Consider the following 17,821-nt stretch of genomic DNA (forward strand, 5'->3'; position numbering starts at 1 on the left):
TGCGTCAAGACACGGCGATGCGTACGATCCGCCTTTCGCTGCTTGCCGCGCTGCTGACCGCCGCCGCCCCTGGCCTTGCCGCCGGGGAGGAGCGCGCCGACGGCACGACGACGCTGCCGGTGCCGCGCTTTGTCTCGCTGAAGTCCAATTCGGCGATGATGCGATCGGGGCCCGAGGAGCGCTTTCCCATCCTGTGGGAATATAAGCGGCGGGGGTTGCCGCTGGAAATCATCAAGGAATACAAGATCTGGCGCCAGGTGCGCGACCCCGATGGCACGATCGGCTGGATGAACAAATCGCTGCTCACCGGCGTGCGGACCGGCTTCGTCCGCGATTCGGTGCGCACCCTCTATGTCGCGCCCGACCTCCAGTCGCGCGTTGCCTGGCGGATCGAACCCGGCACGGTGGTGACGATCACCCTGTGCGAAAACATGTGGTGCCGGGTGTCGAACGATGGCCGATCGGGCTATATCCTGCGCAACCAGTTGTTCGGCACCTACCCCAATGAGGTCATCGGGGGGTAGCTGCGGACGAAATCGCTACTTCGGGGACCGCTTCGCCAAAATCCGCTGCAACGTCCGCCGGTGCATCTTCAGCCGGCGCGCGGTTTCCGACACATTGCGGTCGCAGAGTTCATAGACGCGCTGGATGTGCTCCCAGCGCACCCGGTCGGCCGACATCGGCTCCGGCGGCGCTTCCGGGCGGGCGCCCGCTTCGGCGCTGAGGGCGCGGACGATGTCCTCGGGATCGGCCGGCTTGGCGAGATAATCGACCGCGCCGGCCTTTACCGCGGCGACAGCGGTGGCGAGGTTGCCATAGCCGGTCAGCACGACGATCCGCACATCGGGTGACAGCGCCCGCAGTTCCGTGACCAGGTCGAGCCCGTTGCCATCATCGAGCCGCATGTCGACCACGGCGTGGCTGGGGCGCAGCTTTGCCGCTTCCACCCGTGCTTCGGCCAGGCTGCCGACGGCGGTGACGGCGAAGCCCTTGCGCGTCAGCATCACCTGCAGACGTTGCCGGAAGGGCGCGTCGTCGTCGCACAGCAGCAGCGGGATGCCCGCGGTTTCGGTTTCGGCTGGAACGCTTGCCATGATGTTCACTCCTGATGGGCCGCTTCGATATGGGATCGCGGCCAGCGCACGTCCACCTGGGCGCCGCCGTTGTTGCGATTGCTGAACGCCAGTCGGCCGCCCGTGCGTTCGATGAGGGTCGTTGCGATGAAAATGCCAAGGCCGGTGCCGCCCGACCCGGAATGCGAGGGCCCCAGATCGGGTTCCCCCAGCTGGGGCAGAATATTGTCGGCAAAGCCGGCGCCGTCGTCGAGAACGGTAATGCGGACTTCGCTCATGGTCGATGCGGCGTGGAGTTCCACCGCCGATCCGGCGTGGCGGATGGCGTTGGCGACCAGGTTCTGCAACCCGTGCAGCAGCTCGGGCGACCGCCGCACCAGCGGCTGCGGGGTCGGGGCGACAACGCGGATCGGCACCCGCGCCGGCGTGACCGCATGGGCGACTTCGTGGAGCAGGACATCGAGGCCCAGTTCGGCGAACGGGTCCTCGGCTTCGGCGCGCTTGGCAATCCGAATGAGGATGGCGCGGCTGCGCGCCGCTTCGGATTCGAGCAGGCGGATATCCTCGCCGAATTCCGGGTCGTCACCCAGCGCGTCGGACAGGCTGCGGGCGACCAATGTGATGGTGCCGAGCGGGCCGCCAAGCTCGTGCGCGGCAGCCGCCGCCAGGCTGCCGAGCGCCGACATGCGCGATTCGCGAGTCAGCGCGGCTTCGGTCGCGACCAGCGCCCGCGCCCGGTCGCGCGCCTCGGCGGAGACCATCCAGAGATAGATGGCGAGAAAGCCGATGGCGAGCGCCAGCGACACCGCGACCCCCCATTGATAGACTTCGGGGAACTCGATCGGCGGCCCGGCCCAGGGCAGCGGCTTGGCCCAGAACCACAGCACCACCAGCACCACCCCGGCAAAGACCCCCAGATAGCCCATCTGCCGTGCCGGCAGCAGCGTGGCGGCAATGGTCACCGGCACGATCAGCAGCACGGCGAAGGGGTTGGACAGGCCGCCGGTCAACAGCAGCAGCACACCGGCCTGCAACAGGTCGAAAGCCAGGTGCAGGACGAGGTCGCGCCCCTCAAGCCGGGCGTTGCGGCCATAAAGCGTCGTCAGGCCGATGTTGAGCACCGCCGACGCCAGCACCGCGGCAAGAAGCGACGGCCAGGGCAGGGGAAAGCGCAGATACAGGCCGACGACGATCAGCGTCGCGAACTGCCCCGAAATGGCGATCCAGCGCAGCGTCGCCAGGGTGCGAACGCGTACGCCCGGCCGGTCAAAGGCGCTGGCTGCAATCGACGGTCGTTCCATTGCGTCTGCCTTAGGCCGATGTCGCAGGCAGGGCCATGCGGCAAAGAAACAGGCGGCAGTGCCCTGTCGCTGCCCTTAGTGCTTAGATCCTAACGCGTGGGCCCCTGCACCGGCCGGTTCGTGCGCACCGCGACGTCCTTCAGCATCCGTGCGATCGCTGCCGCGCGCGGGTCGCCGGTGGCGGCGGAGCGGGCCGATATGCCGCTGCTGTCGGCGATGTCGGGGTTGGCGCCGGCGTCGATCAGCAGCTTGGCCGATGTCGTGTCGCGGTTCTGCACCGCCTTCAGCAGCGCGGTCTCGCCCAGCCGGTTCTGGACATCGGGCTGGGCCTTGGCCTTGAGCAACAGGTCGATGCCTTCGGAAAAGCGCGAGATCGCGGCGATGATCAGCGGTGTGCTGCCTTCGCCGTCCTTGGCGTTGACGTTGGCCCCCTTGCCGATCATGAACCCCATCCACGGCAAGTCGCTGCGGCGGGTAACGATGTGCAGCGCGGTATCGCCGGTGTCATTGTCGCGGATGTTGACGATGGTGTTCCCCGGCTTGTCGAGAAACTGCGTGGCCTTGCCGCCATCCTTGTCGCGCACGGCCTTCAGAAAATTATAAGCGTCGGAAAACTGCGCTGCGGCCGGCTGTGCCGCTGCCAGCCCGACCAGTGCGGCAATCATGCCAAGACCGCGCATCATGCGTCCCATGCGCCACATCGACAATTGCCGTCCTCCACCCTATTTCGTGCCAATGCCCTCGCATAGTCCCGACAACGCCCGATGAACAGGTCGCAATGACCGGCCGCAGCCTGTGGATCATGCTCGGTGTCACCGCCTTGCTGGCGATCGGCATTGCCTGGATGCGCTTCAACGCGCCGCCTTCGGGCAATCTGGCCGGGTCGAGCCTGGGCGGCGCCTTTGCGCTGACCAACCAGGACGGCAAGCCGGTGACTGACAAGGATTACGCCGGCCAGTATCGGCTGATCTACTTCGGCTATACCTTCTGCCCGGATGTCTGCCCGACCGATGTCGGTTATATTTCCCGCGGTCTCGCCGATTTCGAAAAGGGGCAGCCGGCGCGCGGTGCACGTGTCACGCCGATCTTCGTCACCGTCGATCCGGAACGGGACGACGTGGCGGCGGTCAAGGCCTTCACCGCCGCCTTTCACCCGCGCCTTGTCGGGCTGACCGGCAGCCCGGCCGCCATCGATGCGGCGCGCAAGGCCTATGGCATTTATGCCAAGAAGGTCGCGACCAGCGACCCGGACAATTATCTCGTCGACCATTTCGCCGTAATCTACCTGTTCGGCCCCGATGGCGCGCCGATCGCCTTTCTGCCGCACGGCAGCACGCCGGCCGATGTGACGGCAATGCTCGAAACCTATGTCCGATAGGCCCTTCTGGGAGACGGTGCCGCTGAACCGGATGACCCGGCCGCAGTGGGAAAGCCTGTGCGACGGTTGCGGCAAATGCTGCGTCCACAAGCTGGAGGATGACGAAACCGGGCAGTTGTTCCCGACCAACGTCGCCTGCCGCCTGCTCGATCCGCGCACCGCCCAATGCAAGGATTACCCCAACCGCAAGGCGCATGTGCCCGAATGCGTGCGGCTGACGCCATCGAAGCTGGAAAGCATCGACTGGCTGCCGTCGTCCTGCGCCTATCTGCGCGTCCTCAACGGCCAGGGGCTGGCCGACTGGCACCCGCTGGTCAGCGGCGACCCCAATTCGGTCCACCGAGCCGGCATTTCCGTGCGCGGCAAGACGGTCAGCGAAGACGATGCCGGTGACCTCGAGAACCATATCATCGAGGAAGAGCTCTGACGCTATTCGGCCTGCTCGGCGGGTCGAACCGCCCCGCTGTCACGGCACCGCGCCTGCCGGCGACGATCGCAGTCGCCGGGCGCGAACTGCCCCTCATCATCGAACGCCGCGCCGTCGCCAAGGGCGTGCGGCTGCGCGCCGACCCGGTGCAGGGCGTCGTCCGGCTCGGCCTGCCGGCGCGCGGCGGTGCGGCTGCGGCGGCGCAACTGCTCGCCGACCACCAGGGCTGGCTGTGCAACCAGGTGGCGCGCTGGCCGGCGCCGCTGCCCTTCGTGCCGGGTGCCGCGATTCCGTTTGACGGCGGCACGCTTCACCTCGAATGGGCGCCGAACAATGCCCGCACACCGCGCCGGGAGGGTGACCTGCTGTTCGTCGGCGGGCCGCAATCCATGCTCGCCGGCCGCGCCCTGCGCTGGTTGAAGGCGGCGGCGCTCGCCGAACTGACCGACGCCACCCACCGCTATGCCGCGATGGTCGCGCGGCCGGTCGCCCAGGTCCGCGTTGCCGACCCGCGGGCGCGCTGGGGCAGCTGCGCCACCACCGCCGGCCGCATCGCCTATAGCTGGCGGTTGATCCTGGCGCCGCCGATGGTCCGCAACAATGTCGTCGCGCACGAGGTCGCGCACCTGGTCCACCCCAATCATGGTCCGCAATTCCATGCGCTGCTGCGCCAGCTCGACCCGAACGAGCGCGCGGCGCGGGCGTGGTTGAAGGCGCATGGGGCAGGGCTGCATTGGGTTGGGCGGGAAGAACCGGGGCCTCAAGCCCCGGACCCCGGTCGATAGGCGCTTCATTCTTCGCGCGCGTCGACCACGCCGTCGATGAGATTGGCGGCTAGCAGTCGGTCGAGCAGCGTATCGGCGGTAGCGACCCTCTTCAGCCATTCCGTACGTCTCAAGGCGGCGGCGCGGGCGATTGCCACCGCCTCGGCGGCGCTGATCGCGACGAAGCGCAAGGGCTGGCCGGGGCGCAGTTGCGCGGCGCGCGGCAGGTCGGCGCTGATCACCGTGGCGATGCGCGGATAGCCACCGGTGGTCTGGTGGTCGGCAAGCAGGATCGTCGCGGTGCCGGCGCCATTGACCTGTATGGCACCGCGGATGGTGGGGGATGACAACATCGTCAGCGCCAGCGGCACCAGCGGCGGCCCGGTGAGGACCATCCCCATCCGGTCGAACGCCGGCGCGGCGGTGAAGTCCGCGCCGGTCAGCGCCGCGACAGTTTCGGGCGCAAAGGCGTCGAGCTGCGGGCCGAGGACGACGCGGATCGGGCCGGTCTCCGCCGGCGGCGGTGCGAACGGACGGGCAACGGCGTCGCCGATCGGGTCGGCGTCGACCGTCAGCCGGTCGCCGACGACCAACCGCCCGCCGCCCAGCCCGGCCAGTGCCAGCGTCGCGCTGCTGCCGAGCCACGCCGGGCAATTTGGGACGCCGCCCAGCGCCAGCGTCGCCCAGTTGCCGGCCGCACCATCGCGCACCACCAGCCGCGCGCCTGCGGTCAGCACGCCCGTCGTCCAGCCACCCAGCGGCGCACCATCGATCGTCGCCGTGAAATCGCCGCCGGCCAACGCGAACGTCACCGCGCCTTCGACACAGCGCAGCGCAATGCCGCCGTGCGACAATTCGATCGCGGCACCGCGGCTGGCGATGGCGGTGCGGGCGGCGGCAAAGCCCAGCGGCTCGACCGGCCCCGACCAGCTGACGCCGTGACGCAGATGGCCGAAGCGCCCGGCGTCCTGGATCGTCGTCAGCGGCCCCGCCTGTTCGACGAGAAGCACGGCGCTGGTCATATTCTGGCGTCGAAGTCGGCGCGCGGCTGGGGGGTGAAGCGCACCCGGTCGCCGGGCTGGAACAGGAAGCCGTCGGGCCGCAGCACCTGTGTGGTCGTCGCGCCGATCACCCACCAGCCGGTCGGCATCGGCAGGGTGGTGATCAGGCACTGGCCGCCGGCGATCATCACCGATCCCGTCGGCCGGCTGCGCACCGGCACCGGCTTGCGCGGCAGCTGCAACGCCGGCACGACGCCGTCCATATAGGCATAGCCGGGGGCAAAGCCGTACATGTAGACGCGATATTCGGTGGCGAAATGCGCGGCGAGCACATCGGCGGCCGGCATCGCGACCCGGTCGGCGACATCGGCAAGGTCGGGGGCCAGATGGGCGTCGCTGCACATCGCGATCCAGTGCAGCGCACCTGTCGTCGGCCGCGCCGTCCCGGTGCGCGCCAGCGCTGCTGCGGCGATCGTCTCGCCATCGGTGACCAGCGGATCGAAGACAATCAGCAGCGTCACATAGGCGGGAACGGTTTCGACAAGGCCCGGTGGCGGATCGGCGATGATCGCGGCCTCCAGCGCCAGGATGCCGTCGAACACCGCCGGGTCGATGGCGTCGCCAAAGCCGAGCAGGACGGCCGTGTCACCGACCGGCTGTACGGTCGGGGCCATCAGCGCGGCAGGAACGGCGCGATGGCGATGCCGCGATCGACGAACGCCGCGCGCAGATGCCGTGCCATTGCCACGGCGTGCGGGCTGTCGCCATGGATGCAGACCGAATCGACCGCCAGCGCCACCGGATCGCCGCCGACCGTCGGCATCAGGCCGCTGTCGAGAAAGCCGAACAGTCGGGCAGCGGCTGCGCCTTCATCGGCGATCATCGCCCCCGGCGTGCCGCGCGGCACCAATGTCCCGGCCGGCGCATAGCCGCGATCGGCGAAAACCTCGCTGAACACTGACACCCCGGCATCGCGGGCGAGGCGTTCGAGCACCGTCCCCGAAATCGCCAGCACGGCCAGGCCCGGATCGATGGCACGCACCGCCCGCACGATCGCCGCCGCCACGGGCGCCTCGTCGGCGGCGACATTGGCGAGCGCGCCATGCGGCTTCACATAGGCGATCGGCTGTCCGACCAGCGCCGCGACGCCGATCAGCGCGCCGACCTGTGCCGCGACGAAACGCTCGATCTCGGCCGGCGGCATCGGCAGCCGGCGCCGGCCGAAGCCGGCCAGATCGGGATAGCTCGGATGGGCGCCGGTGACGACGCCGCGGGCCTTGGCCAGTTCCAGCGTTCGAAACATCGTTTCCGGATCGCTGGCGTGGCCGCCGCACGCGACATTGGCGCTGCTGACGACATCGAGCATCGCCGCGTCGTCGCCCATCGTCCAGGGGCCATAGCCTTCGCCGAGGTCGGCGTTGAGATCGATCGTCGTCATGCCGCCATCATGCCACGGGCCGGGCGCCGTTGCCGAGCGGGTGGCGGGCATTCACCAGCTCGACCAGCGCCCGCGCCGCGACATGGGTGTAGATCTGCGTCGTCGCGATATCGGCATGGCCGAGCAGCGTCTGCAACGTCCGCAGGTCGGCGCCGCCTTCCAGCAGATGCGTCGCAAAGGCGTGGCGCAGCACATGCGGCGACACCCGTTCCGGCGGGATGCCGGCGTCGGCGGCGAGTTCCTTGACCAGCTGGTACAGCCGCAACCGGTGCAAATGCCCGCCGCGCGACGGGAACAAATAACGCGAATCGGCCGGTACATGGGCGGCATGGGCCGCCACGGCGGCATCGGCGCGGCTGCCGATCGGCACCAGCCGTTCTTTGTCACCCTTGCCGAGAACGACGAGGAACCCGCGCCCCGGGCGCACCGCGTGGCGCGGCAGCGACACCAGCTCGGTGGCGCGCAGCCCCGAACCATAGAGGAGCTCGACCAGTGCTGCGAGCCGCAGCGTGCGCGGGTCGGGATCGGCGTGCAGCCGCGCGTCCAGCACCGCGAACAGCCGGCCGACATCGGCGGGGTCCAGCGACTTCGGCAACGGCCGCGCGGCCTGGGCGCTGGCGAGGTCGCGCGCCGGATTGTCCGCGCGCAGCCCTTCGGCGGCGAGAAAGGCGAAGAACTGCCGCACCGCCGATGCCTTGCGCGCCCCGCTCGACCGCGCCAGCCCGGCCCAATGGCCGGACAGGCGGGTCAAGGCCTGGGCATCGGCATCGGCGAGGCCGCCACCCAGCCAGCCGCTCGCCTGTTCGAGATCGCGGCCATAGGCGAGCAGGGTGTTGCGCGCGGCGCCGCGCTCGGCCGCCAGCATGTCGAGAAACAGGGCGATCAGGCCGGCGTCGGATCCCGGCGTCACGACCGGGTGACGGCTTCCGCCGCGACCAGCCGCGCCTCCAGCGGCCGGCCGACGCGGTTGAGCGCCGCGACGACATGATAGAGATGCTGCGGCGGCACGTCCTTCCAGGCGCCCTGCAAGCCGGTGGCGGACAGGATGATCGCCTCCCCGGCGCGGCGGCCGGCGGCGGCGGCGTCGATGGCGCGGGTCCAGCTGTTGGCGGTGGCAGGCAGGAGTTCGCCGCGTGCGTCTTCCCAGTCGGCGCCGCTGGCAAGGCCTAGCCCGGCCAGGCCGGCGAGCAGCATCGCTGCCTGGTGGTCGGTCGCCGAGGTGTCGCTGCGCCAGCTTTCGAAGGCGTCGGCGTCGATCGGCACGCCGCCGGTGCCGGTTGCCAGCAGTGCCCAGGCCCGCGCCCGCACGGGTGCCGCCGCCTTGTCGGCAATCGGCCACCAGCGCAGCGCGGCGCGGGTGTCGCCGGCGCCGAGCAGGGCGGCGATGATGTCGGCGCTGGCGTCGGCGCTGTCGGCCGTCACCGGCAGGCGGGCCGCGGCCGTCGCCGCTTCCAGCAATGCCGCATAGCGGGTGCTGCCATCGCCCGACGCCATGATCGCTGCAAGGGCGTCACGCCGGTTGCCGAGGCTGCCCCCGGCAAAGGCGGTGCGCAGCCGGCCGGCGCGGCTGTCGCCGGGTGCATCGGCGGGTGCCAGTGCGGCGACGCCGCTGACCAGTTCGGTCGCCGACATGGTCCCCAGGACAGCGGCCTGGCCGAGCGATTCGAGCCGGGTTTCGGCGCCGATGCCGGCGTTGCGCACCAGCCAGCCGAAACGCGCCCGGCCCAGCCCTGCCAATTTGTTCGCCGGGACCGATATCCCCGTTGCCGTGGCGACGGCATAGCGGAACGGCGTCAGCCTGGGCGCCTCCGCCCAATCGATGTTCGCTGCGCGACCGGCACCGCCGGCGATGGTGGCGACGCGCTCGCCGAGCCGGACGTCGAAGGGTTCGACCCGCTTTTCGTCCTCGGCCAGCGCGTCGAACAGCCGGGCCGCGGTGATGTCGTCCCCCTGCAGCGCCGCGCACATGCCGACCGCCAGGTCCCACATCACGTCGCGCGACAGCAACTGGCCGTTGCCGGCGATCGGGCACAGGCCGCTGATATCGCCGGCGGCGAGCGCCACCTGGCCGGCGACGCGGTACAGCGCCGGGCTGTAGCGATCGACCGGCACCGAATCGACCAGCCGCTTGGCGCCTTCGACCTCGCCCATGCGGGTCAGCAGCCAGGCGCGCACCGCCACCCAATCGGCCGGGCGGATATCCGACGGCGCGGCGCTTTCGCTCAGCAGCGCGCGGTTGAGAGCGATGGCGGCCCAGCGCGAGCCGATAGGCGCGTCGATGCGGTTGGCAAGGCCGGCGAGGAAGCGGCCGCGCGAGCCGACGAAGGTGCCGACGCCATAACCACCGGCAGCGGTGGTGAGCGGGCCGATGACGGTGATGTCGCGCCCGGTCGCTGGCGGCGCCATGGGATCGGTGAGCGCTGTCGTGTCGCTGGCATCGGCAACCGGCCCTGTCAGCAGCGGCGGTGGCGGCGGGGCCACGACAGTGGGCGCATCGGTGCCGGGCAAAAGCGGTGCCACCGGGGCCGGACGCGCCGGAACGTCGAATTCATCGGGCAACAGCGATTTCGGCGCCGCCGTCGGCGTGTCGGCCGGGGCCGCCGGCTGTCCCGTCACCGGCCCGGCAAGCCCCGCCCCGACCGCCAGCGCGGCCATGCCGAGGAAAAGCTGCGCGCGATGCGATGGTGTCATGCTGTGCCGGGTGCCGTCTTGTTGCCGTCGATCAGAAAGGGCCACACGTCGGCGCGGGCGCCGGAAAACCGCGGCGCGGCCATGCTTTCGTCACGCCGTGACACGTGTATAGCGGGGGGCGAGATGGAGTGCGACGCAAAAATCCCCCCGCCGGAGCCGGAGCGCGCGGCCCTGTTGCGCGCCGCCGCTGCCCGGCCGATCACGCTGGTGGGGTTGATGGGGGTCGGCAAGACGACCATCGGCCGCCGGCTGGCGGCGCGGCTCGACCTGCCCTTTGTCGATGCCGATACCGAGATCGAGACCGCCAGCGGCATGGCCGTGTCCGAAATTTTCGCGCGCTTTGGGGAGGCGCATTTTCGCGACGGCGAGCGCCGCGTCATCGCGCGGCTGATCGATGGCGCGCCCAAGGTGATTGCCACCGGCGGCGGTGCCTTCATCCAGGACGATACCCGTGCGCTGATCCTGGCGCGCACGCTCGCGGTGTGGCTCGATGCCGATGTCGCGACCTTGGTCGAGCGGGTGCGGCGCCGCGATACCCGGCCATTGCTGAAGGACCGCGACCCGGCCGAAGTGCTGACCGAACTCGCCGCCGTCCGCAACCCGATTTACGCTCAGGCGCCCATTCATGTCGGCAGCCGGCGCGGGCCGCATGTCGAAACCGTCGATACCATTCTCGCCGCGCTCGCTGCGGCCAATGCGGATATCAGCCGATGATCGTCGAAGTGCCCCTGGGCGCGCGCGCCTACCCCATCCATATCGCCCCCGGCCTGCTCGCCAATGCAGCGCCGCTGCTCGGCCGGCTGGCGCCGCGCGGCCGGCTGGCGGTGGTGACCGATGCCCATGTGGCGGCGCTGCACCTGCCGGCCTTTGTCGCCGGGCTGGCCGCGGCCGGGCTGGCGGTCGACGAGATCGTGCTGCCGCCGGGCGAAGCGACCAAGGACTGGGCGACGCTGGAACTGCTGACCGAGCGGTTGCTGCAGCTGGGGGTGGAACGCAGCGACGCGGTCGTGGCGCTGGGCGGCGGGGTCATCGGTGACCTGACCGGCTTTGCCGCCAGCATCCTGCGGCGCGGTTGTGCCTTTGTGCAGGTGCCGACGACATTACTGGCGCAGGTCGATTCGTCGGTCGGCGGCAAGACCGCGATCAATGCCGCGGCAGGCAAGAACCTGGTGGGCGCCTTCCACCAGCCGGCGCTGGTGCTGATCGATCCCGATGTGCTGGCGACGCTCCCGGTGCGCGAACTGCGCGCCGGCTATGCCGAAGTCGTTAAATACGGCCTGATCGGTGACCCGAATTTCTTCGGCTGGTGCGAGGCCAATGCGGCCGCGCTGCTGGCCGGCGATGCCGCGGCGCAGGCGCATGCCATTGCCGTGTCGTGCCGCGCCAAGGCGGCGGTCGTCGCCGAAGACGAGCGCGAGACCGGCGATGTGCGGGCGCTGCTCAACCTCGGCCATACCTTCGGCCACGCCTTTGAGGCGGAGGCGGGGTTTTCCGACCGGCTGCTGCACGGCGAAGGCGTCGCGCTCGGCATGGCATTGGCGTTCGACCTTTCGGCGGCGCGCGGCCTGTGCCCGGCGGCGGATGCGGCGCGGGTGCGGGCGCATCTGGCCAGCTGTGGCTTTGAGCTGTCACCGCAGCGGCTGGGGCTGGCGGCGCCGGCGGCCCGGCTGCTCCACCACATGCGGCAGGACAAGAAAATGAAGGCCGGTACGCTGCCCTTCATCCTGGCGCGCGGCATCGGCCAGGCGTTCGTGGCGCGCGACGTGCCGCTGGACGCGGTCGAAGCATTTCTGTCCGGCGTCGTGGCGGCGTAGCTATTTGCACCCAAGGCTGTCACCGGGCACCAGCAGCGGGGTGACGGTTTCGGTCAGGTCCGGCCGTTTGCCGGCCAGCGCGGTGACAAGGAAGCTGGTGGCGGCGCGGCTGCTGACATCCTGGACATGGCGCGCGGTCATGGCGGCGGCGGCGGTCAGCGTGTTGCCGCTGAACATCATATGCGTGGCATCGCCCAGCACCAGCAGGCATTTGCTGCCATCGGCCGGCATAGACTGGTAGGGCGCGCTGCGCGCCGCCAGTGCTGCCACCTGCTGCGCCGGGTCTGCGGATTGCGGCGCGCCGTCGAACGTGCCGGTGATCGACAGGAACGGGATGCCGACGCCGACGAACGCCGGCGGCCCCGCCGACGCCCGGGGGTCGCCGGTGGGACTAAAGGCAACGGCGGCGCGAAAGCGCCGGTCGACCAGCGTCGCACGGCCGCCGAAGCGCTGCCCGGCGACCGCCTGCGCCACCCAGGCGCCCATGCTGTGCCCGGCGATCGCGGCACGATCGGTGTCGATGCGCGCCAGGTCGCAGGCGCCCTCGCGGCGGCGCCGGCCAAGCTCGGTGAGGACAAAGCCGGTATCGCCGACGCGCGCCAACAGCTGGTCGGGGCGGGTGCCGGCGGCGACGCGCGCGCGGCGCTCCTCCGGCGTGCCACCGGCGCGATAGACGGCACCGTCGCTGCCGGGATGCTGCATCTGGACAACGGCAAGTCCGGCCCGGGCCCAGGCCGCCGCCCAGACGCCACCACCGCCGACATCGCCGCCAAGGCCGGGGCTCCACAACACCACCGGCGCCTGGGCCTTGCCGGCGGGCAGGGTGATCCGCACCGGCACGTCGCGGTTGCGCGCGGCATCGCGCCAGACGGCGGTGCAGGTGATCGGGGACGGCGTCGCGGCAGAAACCGCGAGAACAAGGGCGAGGATCACGCGTCGAGCTTCTCGATCATGGACGATGCATCCGATATAGACCGGATTGCGGCATCATGCCCTTGCCGCGTTGGGCCGGCCCTGGCACGCCAGGCCAATGTCCCGCGCCTATCACGACGCTGCTGCTGCAGATTTCGCCGCAGCCGATCCGATGGCGATTTTCGGCCGGCTGGCGCAGGCGCTGCCGTTCGATGTCGAACAGGCGCAGCGCAGCGCCTGGCTGGTCCAGATCCACCATCTGCAGGCTGTTGCCGCGCACCTGCCCGGCGCGCATCTGTTCCTGGAGTTCGCCATTCCGCGCATGGGACGGCGGGCAGATGCGGTGATCGTCGCGGCCGGGTTGGTGTTCGTTCTTGAATACAAGGTCGGGGAGCGGGGGTTTCCGCGCCATGCCGTCGAACAGGTCCATGGCTATGCGCTCGACCTGAAGAACTTCCATGTTGCGAGCCATGACCTGGCGATCGTGCCGATGCTGATCGCCACCGAGGCGCCGCCGCAGCAGCTGGGCTTCGGCTTCTGGGCGCCCGACCGAGTCCATGATCCGCTGCGGTTGAGCCCCGGCGACGTGTTGCCGACGCTTCGCCAGTTCCTGGGCGGGGGTGATGCGCCGGCAATCGATGCGCTCGCCTGGGCGGCGGGCGGCTATCGCCCGACGCCGACGATCATCGAGGCTGCCGAGGCGCTGTATCGCGGCCATGATGTTGCGGCGATTTCGCGGTCGGAGGCGGGCGCCGAAAATCTGACGCTGACGGCAGCGGCAATCGAGGCCGTTGTCGAACGCATGAAGGCACGTGGCGGCAAGGCGATCTGCTTTGTCACCGGCGTGCCGGGGGCGGGGAAGACGCTGGCCGGGCTCAACATTGCTTGCGGACGCCTGGCGGCCGATGTCGGCGAGGATGCGACCTTCCTGTCGGGCAATGGTCCGCTCGTCGATGTCCTGAGCGAGGCCTTGCGGCGCGACGTCCGCGCCCGGCATGGTCGGCCCGATCCCGGCGACGCCGATGGCCGCCACCGCGTCGAACGCGCGCGCGACAAGTTCGTGCAGAATGTCCACCATTTCCGCGACGAATATCTGGAATCGGCCAAGGTGCCGTCCGAACATGTCGTGGTATTCGACGAGGCGCAGCGCGCCTGGGACCGGGCGATGACCGCCGATTTCATGCGCAAGAAGCGCGGCCAACCCGGGTTCGACCAGTCCGAACCGGCGTTCCTGCTGTCGGTCATGGACCGGCACCGGGATTGGTGCGTGGTTGTCTGCCTGATCGGCGAAGGGCAGGAGATCAACCGCGGCGAAGCGGGCGTCGGCGAATGGGTGCGGGCATTGCAAGGCGATCTGCGCCACTGGCAGGTGCATATGCCGCCGCATCTGTTGACGGCGGACGGCGGCCTCGATGCCGGGTTGCGCTGGCATCTGGGGCAGCGCGTCGCGGTGCCCGACCCGGCGCTGCATCTGGCCGTGTCGGTGCGGTCCTTCCGCGCCGAGAAAGTGTCGGCGTTCGTGGCAGCGCTGCTGGGTCATGACGCGGAAGCGGCGCGGGCGGTGCGTCCCGACCCCGCCGCCTTCCCCCTGGTGCGGACCCGCGACCTGGCGACAGCCCGCGCCTGGCTGCGCGACCATCGCCGCGCGGGGGAGCGTGCCGGGCTGCTGGCGTCATCGAATGCGCTGCGGCTGAAACCCGAAGGCCTGTTCGTGAAGGCCAGAATCGACGTCTGCGACTGGTTCCTCAACCCCGGCGACGATGTGCGATCGTCGAACGCGCTGGAGGATGCCGCGACCGAGTTCGATGTCCAGGGGCTGGAACTCGACTGGGCGGCGGTGGCGTGGGACCTTAACCTGCGCCGCGGCGATGGCTGGCAGGCGCGGCGTTTTCACGGCACCAAATGGCAGAATATCGCCGAGAGCGATGCCGGGATCGGGCGGGCCGACTATGTGCGCAATGCCTATCGCGTGCTGCTGACGCGGGCGCGGCAGGGCATGGTCATCTTCGTACCGCGCGGCGACGCTGCCGATGCGACGCGGCCGCCAGCGGAGTATGACGCGATCGATGCCTGGCTGGCCGCGTGCGGGGTGGTGCAGGCTTGACGACCGGCGCCGTGCGCGTGCCTAAGGGCCCGCAAAAGACCGGGGTGGAATGATGGTGTTCAAGGCGGTGATCTGGGACTTCGGCGGTGTCATCACCAGTTCGCCATTCGACGCCTTCAATGCCTGGGAGGCAGCGAACGGCCTGCCGCACAATGCCATACGGTCGATCAATGCGACCAATCCCGACAGCAACGCCTGGGCGCGGCTGGAGCGCAGCGAGATCGACGGCGCAGCCTTCGACGCGCTGTTTGCCGCCGAAGCGGCAGCGGCCGGCCATGACATTCGCGGACGGGACGTGCTCGACCTGTTGTCCGGCGCAGTGCGGCCGCGGATGGTGGCGGCGCTCGACGCCTGCCGCGCCGCTGGCTTGCAGCTGGGGTGCATCACCAACAACGCGCCGGTGGGGCAGGGCGCGGGCATGGCGCGCGATGCCGCCGGGTCCGAACAGGTGGCAGCGATCTTGGCGCGCTTCGACCATGTCATCGAAAGTTCGAAGGCCGGGGTGCGCAAGCCCGACCCGCGCATCTATATGATGATGACCGATGCGCTCGCCGTGGCGCCGGCAGCGTGCGTCTATCTCGACGACCTGGGCATCAACTGCAAACCCGCCGCCGCTTTGGGCATGACGGCGATCAAGGTGAGCAGCGAGGACCAGGCGCTGGCGGAACTGGGGCGGCTGCTGGGCATGAATTTCTGAAGGAATGTGTTGATGATCAAGACTTTGCTCGCCGCGACCTGCCTTGCTGCGATGGCAATGCCGGCGCTCGCTGCGGCTGTGGACAAAGCGACTGGCAGGGCGGCCGACCCGGCGATCCTGTGGAACTGGACCGGGCCCTATGAAGGCCTGCCGCCGTTCGACAAGGCCGACCCGAAGCTGTTTTCACCGGCGTTCGTCACCGCGCTGGCGGCGCGCCAGGCCGAGATCGATGCGATCACCGCCAACCCGGCGCCCGCCACGTTCGAGAACACCATCGCCGCGCTGGAGCGCTCGGGCCAGAAGCTCGACCGTGTCGGCAGCATTTTCAGCGTGATGACGTCGAATGTCTCCAACGACAGCTGGGAAGCGCTCGACAAGGAATGGTCGCCCAAATTCGCCGTCGCCGATGACAAGATCAGCTTCGACGACAAATTGTTCACGCGCATCGCCGCCGTCAACGCGAATCCGGCCGGGCTTACCCCTGAACAGGTGCGGCTGACCAAGCGCTATTACGACCAATATGTCCGCGCCGGCGCCAGGCTCGACGCCAAGGGCAAGGCCGAGCTGGGCCGCATCAACGAGCGGCTGGCGGCGCTGTTCAGCGATTTTTCGGCCAAGCTCCTCGCCGATGAAAACACCTGGACGGTGATCGACAGCGAGGCGTCGCTGGCCGGCGTGCCGGCAGCGACGATTGCCACCTACAAGGCCGCGGCGGACAAGCGCGGCAGCCCGGGCAAGATCTTCGTCGTCAACACGCGATCGGCGGTCGACCCGCTGCTGACCTTCGCCACCGATCGCGCCGTGCGCGAAAAGGTCTGGAAGACGTTCGTCGCGCGCGGCGACAATGGCGACAAGAACGACACCAACGCCGTCATCACCGAGATCGTCAAGCTGCGCGCCGAGCGGGCGAAATTGCTCGGCTTTGCCACGCACGCCGACTGGCGGATGCAGGACACGATGGCGAAGACCCCCGCCGCCGCCAACGCCCTGATGCTGCGCGTCTGGCCGGCGGCGATCGCGCGGGTCGGCGAAGAAGTCGCCGACATGCAGAAGATCGCCGATGCGGAAGGCGCCAGGATCACCATCGCACCCTGGGATTATCGCTTCTACGCCGAAAAGGTTCGCAAGGCGCGTTACGATCTCGACCAGGCCGAGCTGAAGCCCTATTTCGAGCTCAACAACATCATCGACGCCTCCTATTGGGCCGCCGAAAAGCTGTATGGCTTCACCTTCAAGGAGGTGACCGGCACGGTGCCGGTGTTCGCGCCGAACGTGCGGGTGTGGGAAGTGCGCGATGGCAAGCGCGGCTTTGTCGGGCTGTTCTATCGCGATGATTTCGCCCGCGCCGGCAAGCGCTCCGGCGCGTGGATGACCAGCTATCGCACGCCGTCGACGTTCGATGGGCCGGTGACCATCCTGGGGTCGAACAACAACAATTTCACGGAAAGCCCCAAGGGCGAGCCGGTGCTGATCTCGTTGGATGACGCACGGACGCTGTTCCACGAGTTCGGCCATGCGCTGCATTTTCTCAGCATCCAGCAGACATATCCCGGCCATGGCATGCCGCGCGACTTTGTCGAATATCCCAGCCAGTTCAACGAACATTGGGTGCTGACGCCGGAAGTGCTCGACAAGTTCGCCCGCCATTACAAGACGGGCGCCGCCATGCCGCAGGCATTGATCGACAAGGTCCAGGCCAGCGACAAGTTCAACCAGGGCTTTGCGGTGACCGAATATCTGTCGAGCGCACTGGTCGACATGGCGCTGCACACCACCCCCGATGGCGTCGTCGACCCCGACAAGTTCGAGCGCGAGACGCTGGCGGCGCTGAAGATGCCGCCGCAGCTGGTGATGCGCCATCGCCTGCCGCAGTTCGGCCATCTGTTCTCGTCGGACAGCTATTCCGCCGGCTATTACTCTTACCTCTGGTCGGAAGTCATGGACGCCGACACCTGGGCGGCGTTCGCGGAATCAAAGGTTCCCTGGGATCCGGAAATCGCCAAGCGCTACAAGGACGTCATTCTGGCGACCGGCAACACCAGCGATCGCGGCGCGGCGTTCCGCAAGTTCCGCGGGCGCGATCCGGAGGTGAAGGCCTATCTGGAAAAGCGCGGCTTTCCGGTAAAATAAGGGGCTGGGCGACAACCTGTTGCCAACGCCGTTTCGGCTTTGACTACAGCTGTAGGTGTGATACCTACAGCTGTAGTCGATTCGAAATGGA

At 69.2% G+C, this 17,821-nt stretch carries 18 protein-coding genes; 9 read left to right on the plus strand and 9 right to left on the minus strand.

Features of this window, described 5'->3' with window-relative positions; all coding sequences use genetic code 11:
* Positions 1 to 17 precede the first annotated feature (17 nt).
* Positions 18 to 524 carry an SH3 domain-containing protein gene (locus tag GGQ62_RS10705; protein WP_167649582.1) on the plus strand — a complete coding sequence of 169 codons (507 nt, stop codon included), beginning with the start codon at positions 18 to 20 and terminating at the stop codon, positions 522 to 524.
* A gap of 15 nt (positions 525 to 539) precedes the next feature.
* Here the strand turns inward: GGQ62_RS10705 and GGQ62_RS10710 are convergent, their stop codons facing one another.
* From GGQ62_RS10710 to GGQ62_RS10720, 3 genes are all read right to left on the minus strand, one after another.
* Entirely contained in the window at positions 540 to 1,094 is a 555-nt protein-coding gene (locus GGQ62_RS10710) for an ActR/PrrA/RegA family redox response regulator transcription factor (RefSeq protein ID WP_152577329.1), read from the minus strand.
* A 5-nt stretch (positions 1,095 to 1,099) separates the two neighbouring features.
* Positions 1,100 to 2,374, minus strand: coding sequence for an ActS/PrrB/RegB family redox-sensitive histidine kinase (locus GGQ62_RS10715; RefSeq protein WP_152577328.1), 1,275 nt, complete (start codon positions 2,372 to 2,374; stop codon positions 1,100 to 1,102).
* A gap of 89 nt (positions 2,375 to 2,463) precedes the next feature.
* Entirely contained in the window at positions 2,464 to 3,075 is a 612-nt protein-coding gene (locus GGQ62_RS10720) for an ankyrin repeat domain-containing protein (RefSeq protein ID WP_243446079.1), read from the minus strand.
* A 77-nt stretch (positions 3,076 to 3,152) separates the two neighbouring features.
* On the opposite strand from GGQ62_RS10720, the gene GGQ62_RS10725 reads away from it, so the two are divergent.
* The 3 genes from GGQ62_RS10725 (at position 3,153) to GGQ62_RS10735 (ending at position 4,964) form a co-directional block, all read left to right on the plus strand.
* Positions 3,153 to 3,752 carry an SCO family protein gene (locus GGQ62_RS10725; RefSeq protein ID WP_152577327.1) on the plus strand — a complete coding sequence of 200 codons (600 nt, stop codon included), beginning with the start codon at positions 3,153 to 3,155 and terminating at the stop codon, positions 3,750 to 3,752.
* The gene (locus tag GGQ62_RS10730; RefSeq protein ID WP_152577326.1) at positions 3,742 to 4,179 is read left to right on the plus strand and encodes a YcgN family cysteine cluster protein; all 438 of its coding nucleotides are present in this window, start codon (positions 3,742 to 3,744) and stop codon (positions 4,177 to 4,179) included. Before GGQ62_RS10725 ends, GGQ62_RS10730 begins: the two co-directional genes overlap by 11 nt.
* A 125-nt stretch (positions 4,180 to 4,304) precedes the next feature.
* On the plus strand, positions 4,305 to 4,964 hold the full coding sequence (locus GGQ62_RS10735) for a M48 family metallopeptidase (protein ID WP_152577325.1): 660 nt from the start codon (positions 4,305 to 4,307) through the stop codon (positions 4,962 to 4,964).
* Between the two features lie 5 nt (positions 4,965 to 4,969).
* Here GGQ62_RS10735 and GGQ62_RS10740 read toward each other — a convergent pair whose 3' ends face one another.
* The 5 genes from GGQ62_RS10740 to GGQ62_RS10760 are packed head-to-tail and all read right to left on the minus strand — an operon-like array spanning position 4,970 to position 10,073.
* Positions 4,970 to 5,965 carry a 5-oxoprolinase subunit C family protein gene (locus GGQ62_RS10740; RefSeq protein ID WP_152577324.1) on the minus strand — a complete coding sequence of 332 codons (996 nt, stop codon included), beginning with the start codon at positions 5,963 to 5,965 and terminating at the stop codon, positions 4,970 to 4,972.
* Positions 5,962 to 6,618 (minus strand): 5-oxoprolinase subunit B family protein, encoded by a 657-nt coding sequence (locus tag GGQ62_RS10745; protein ID WP_152577323.1) that lies wholly within the window; start codon positions 6,616 to 6,618, stop codon positions 5,962 to 5,964. The genes GGQ62_RS10740 and GGQ62_RS10745 overlap by 4 nt, the downstream gene beginning before the upstream one ends.
* Entirely contained in the window at positions 6,618 to 7,382 is a 765-nt protein-coding gene (locus tag GGQ62_RS10750) for a LamB/YcsF family protein (RefSeq protein ID WP_152577322.1), read from the minus strand. Before GGQ62_RS10750 ends, GGQ62_RS10745 begins: the two co-directional genes overlap by 1 nt.
* A 7-nt stretch (positions 7,383 to 7,389) precedes the next feature.
* Positions 7,390 to 8,292, minus strand: a complete 903-nt coding sequence (locus tag GGQ62_RS10755) for a tyrosine recombinase (RefSeq protein ID WP_279379632.1) — start codon at positions 8,290 to 8,292, stop codon at positions 7,390 to 7,392.
* A complete protein-coding gene (locus GGQ62_RS10760; RefSeq protein ID WP_153401204.1) occupies positions 8,289 to 10,073 on the minus strand; it encodes a hypothetical protein in 1,785 nt (594 codons plus the stop codon). The genes GGQ62_RS10755 and GGQ62_RS10760 overlap by 4 nt, the downstream gene beginning before the upstream one ends.
* A gap of 123 nt (positions 10,074 to 10,196) precedes the next feature.
* On the opposite strand from GGQ62_RS10760, the gene GGQ62_RS10765 reads away from it, so the two are divergent.
* Both GGQ62_RS10765 and aroB read left to right on the plus strand, forming a co-directional pair.
* The gene (locus GGQ62_RS10765; RefSeq protein WP_152577320.1) at positions 10,197 to 10,787 is read left to right on the plus strand and encodes a shikimate kinase; all 591 of its coding nucleotides are present in this window, start codon (positions 10,197 to 10,199) and stop codon (positions 10,785 to 10,787) included.
* Positions 10,784 to 11,887, plus strand: coding sequence for a 3-dehydroquinate synthase (gene aroB, locus GGQ62_RS10770; RefSeq protein ID WP_152577319.1), 1,104 nt, complete (start codon positions 10,784 to 10,786; stop codon positions 11,885 to 11,887). The genes GGQ62_RS10765 and aroB overlap by 4 nt, the downstream gene beginning before the upstream one ends.
* On the opposite strand, the gene GGQ62_RS10775 is transcribed toward aroB, so the two are convergent.
* On the minus strand, positions 11,888 to 12,820 hold the full coding sequence (locus GGQ62_RS10775) for an alpha/beta hydrolase family protein (protein ID WP_152577318.1): 933 nt from the start codon (positions 12,818 to 12,820) through the stop codon (positions 11,888 to 11,890).
* Positions 12,821 to 12,917: 97 nt separating this feature from the next.
* Between GGQ62_RS10775 and GGQ62_RS10780 the strand changes: the two genes are divergently transcribed.
* The 3 genes from GGQ62_RS10780 to GGQ62_RS10790 are packed head-to-tail and all read left to right on the plus strand — an operon-like array spanning position 12,918 to position 17,730.
* On the plus strand, positions 12,918 to 14,903 hold the full coding sequence (locus tag GGQ62_RS10780; RefSeq protein WP_152577317.1) for a DUF2075 domain-containing protein: 1,986 nt from the start codon (positions 12,918 to 12,920) through the stop codon (positions 14,901 to 14,903).
* 52 nt (positions 14,904 to 14,955) lie between these two features.
* Positions 14,956 to 15,600: an HAD-IA family hydrolase gene (locus GGQ62_RS10785; RefSeq protein ID WP_152577719.1), complete on the plus strand. Its 645-nt coding sequence runs from the start codon at positions 14,956 to 14,958 to the stop codon at positions 15,598 to 15,600.
* A 12-nt stretch (positions 15,601 to 15,612) separates the two neighbouring features.
* Positions 15,613 to 17,730, plus strand: coding sequence for a M3 family metallopeptidase (locus tag GGQ62_RS10790; protein WP_152577316.1), 2,118 nt, complete (start codon positions 15,613 to 15,615; stop codon positions 17,728 to 17,730).
* Positions 17,731 to 17,821 lie beyond the last annotated feature (91 nt).

This window comes from Polymorphobacter fuscus (genome assembly GCF_011927825.1).
Classification (GTDB): Bacteria; Pseudomonadota; Alphaproteobacteria; order Sphingomonadales; family Sphingomonadaceae; genus Sandarakinorhabdus; species Sandarakinorhabdus fusca.

Coding starts and splice junctions, on each gene's coding strand:
- GGQ62_RS10765 (WP_152577320.1), top strand. CDS start 10,197: ATGGAGTGCGACGCAAAAATCCCCCCGCCGGAGCCGGAGCGCGCGGCC.
- GGQ62_RS10725 (WP_152577327.1), top strand. CDS start 3,153: ATGACCGGCCGCAGCCTGTGGATCATGCTCGGTGTCACCGCCTTGCTG.
- aroB (WP_152577319.1), top strand. CDS start 10,784: ATGATCGTCGAAGTGCCCCTGGGCGCGCGCGCCTACCCCATCCATATC.
- GGQ62_RS10705 (WP_167649582.1), top strand. CDS start 18: ATGCGTACGATCCGCCTTTCGCTGCTTGCCGCGCTGCTGACCGCCGCC.
- GGQ62_RS10760 (WP_153401204.1), bottom strand. CDS start 10,073: ATGACACCATCGCATCGCGCGCAGCTTTTCCTCGGCATGGCCGCGCTG.
- GGQ62_RS10710 (WP_152577329.1), bottom strand. CDS start 1,094: ATGGCAAGCGTTCCAGCCGAAACCGAAACCGCGGGCATCCCGCTGCTG.
- GGQ62_RS10745 (WP_152577323.1), bottom strand. CDS start 6,618: ATGGCCCCGACCGTACAGCCGGTCGGTGACACGGCCGTCCTGCTCGGC.
- GGQ62_RS10785 (WP_152577719.1), top strand. CDS start 14,956: ATGGTGTTCAAGGCGGTGATCTGGGACTTCGGCGGTGTCATCACCAGT.
- GGQ62_RS10750 (WP_152577322.1), bottom strand. CDS start 7,382: ATGACGACGATCGATCTCAACGCCGACCTCGGCGAAGGCTATGGCCCC.
- GGQ62_RS10780 (WP_152577317.1), top strand. CDS start 12,918: ATGTCCCGCGCCTATCACGACGCTGCTGCTGCAGATTTCGCCGCAGCC.
- GGQ62_RS10720 (WP_243446079.1), bottom strand. CDS start 3,075: ATGTGGCGCATGGGACGCATGATGCGCGGTCTTGGCATGATTGCCGCA.
- GGQ62_RS10740 (WP_152577324.1), bottom strand. CDS start 5,965: ATGACCAGCGCCGTGCTTCTCGTCGAACAGGCGGGGCCGCTGACGACG.
- GGQ62_RS10790 (WP_152577316.1), top strand. CDS start 15,613: ATGATCAAGACTTTGCTCGCCGCGACCTGCCTTGCTGCGATGGCAATG.
- GGQ62_RS10715 (WP_152577328.1), bottom strand. CDS start 2,374: ATGGAACGACCGTCGATTGCAGCCAGCGCCTTTGACCGGCCGGGCGTA.
- GGQ62_RS10730 (WP_152577326.1), top strand. CDS start 3,742: ATGTCCGATAGGCCCTTCTGGGAGACGGTGCCGCTGAACCGGATGACC.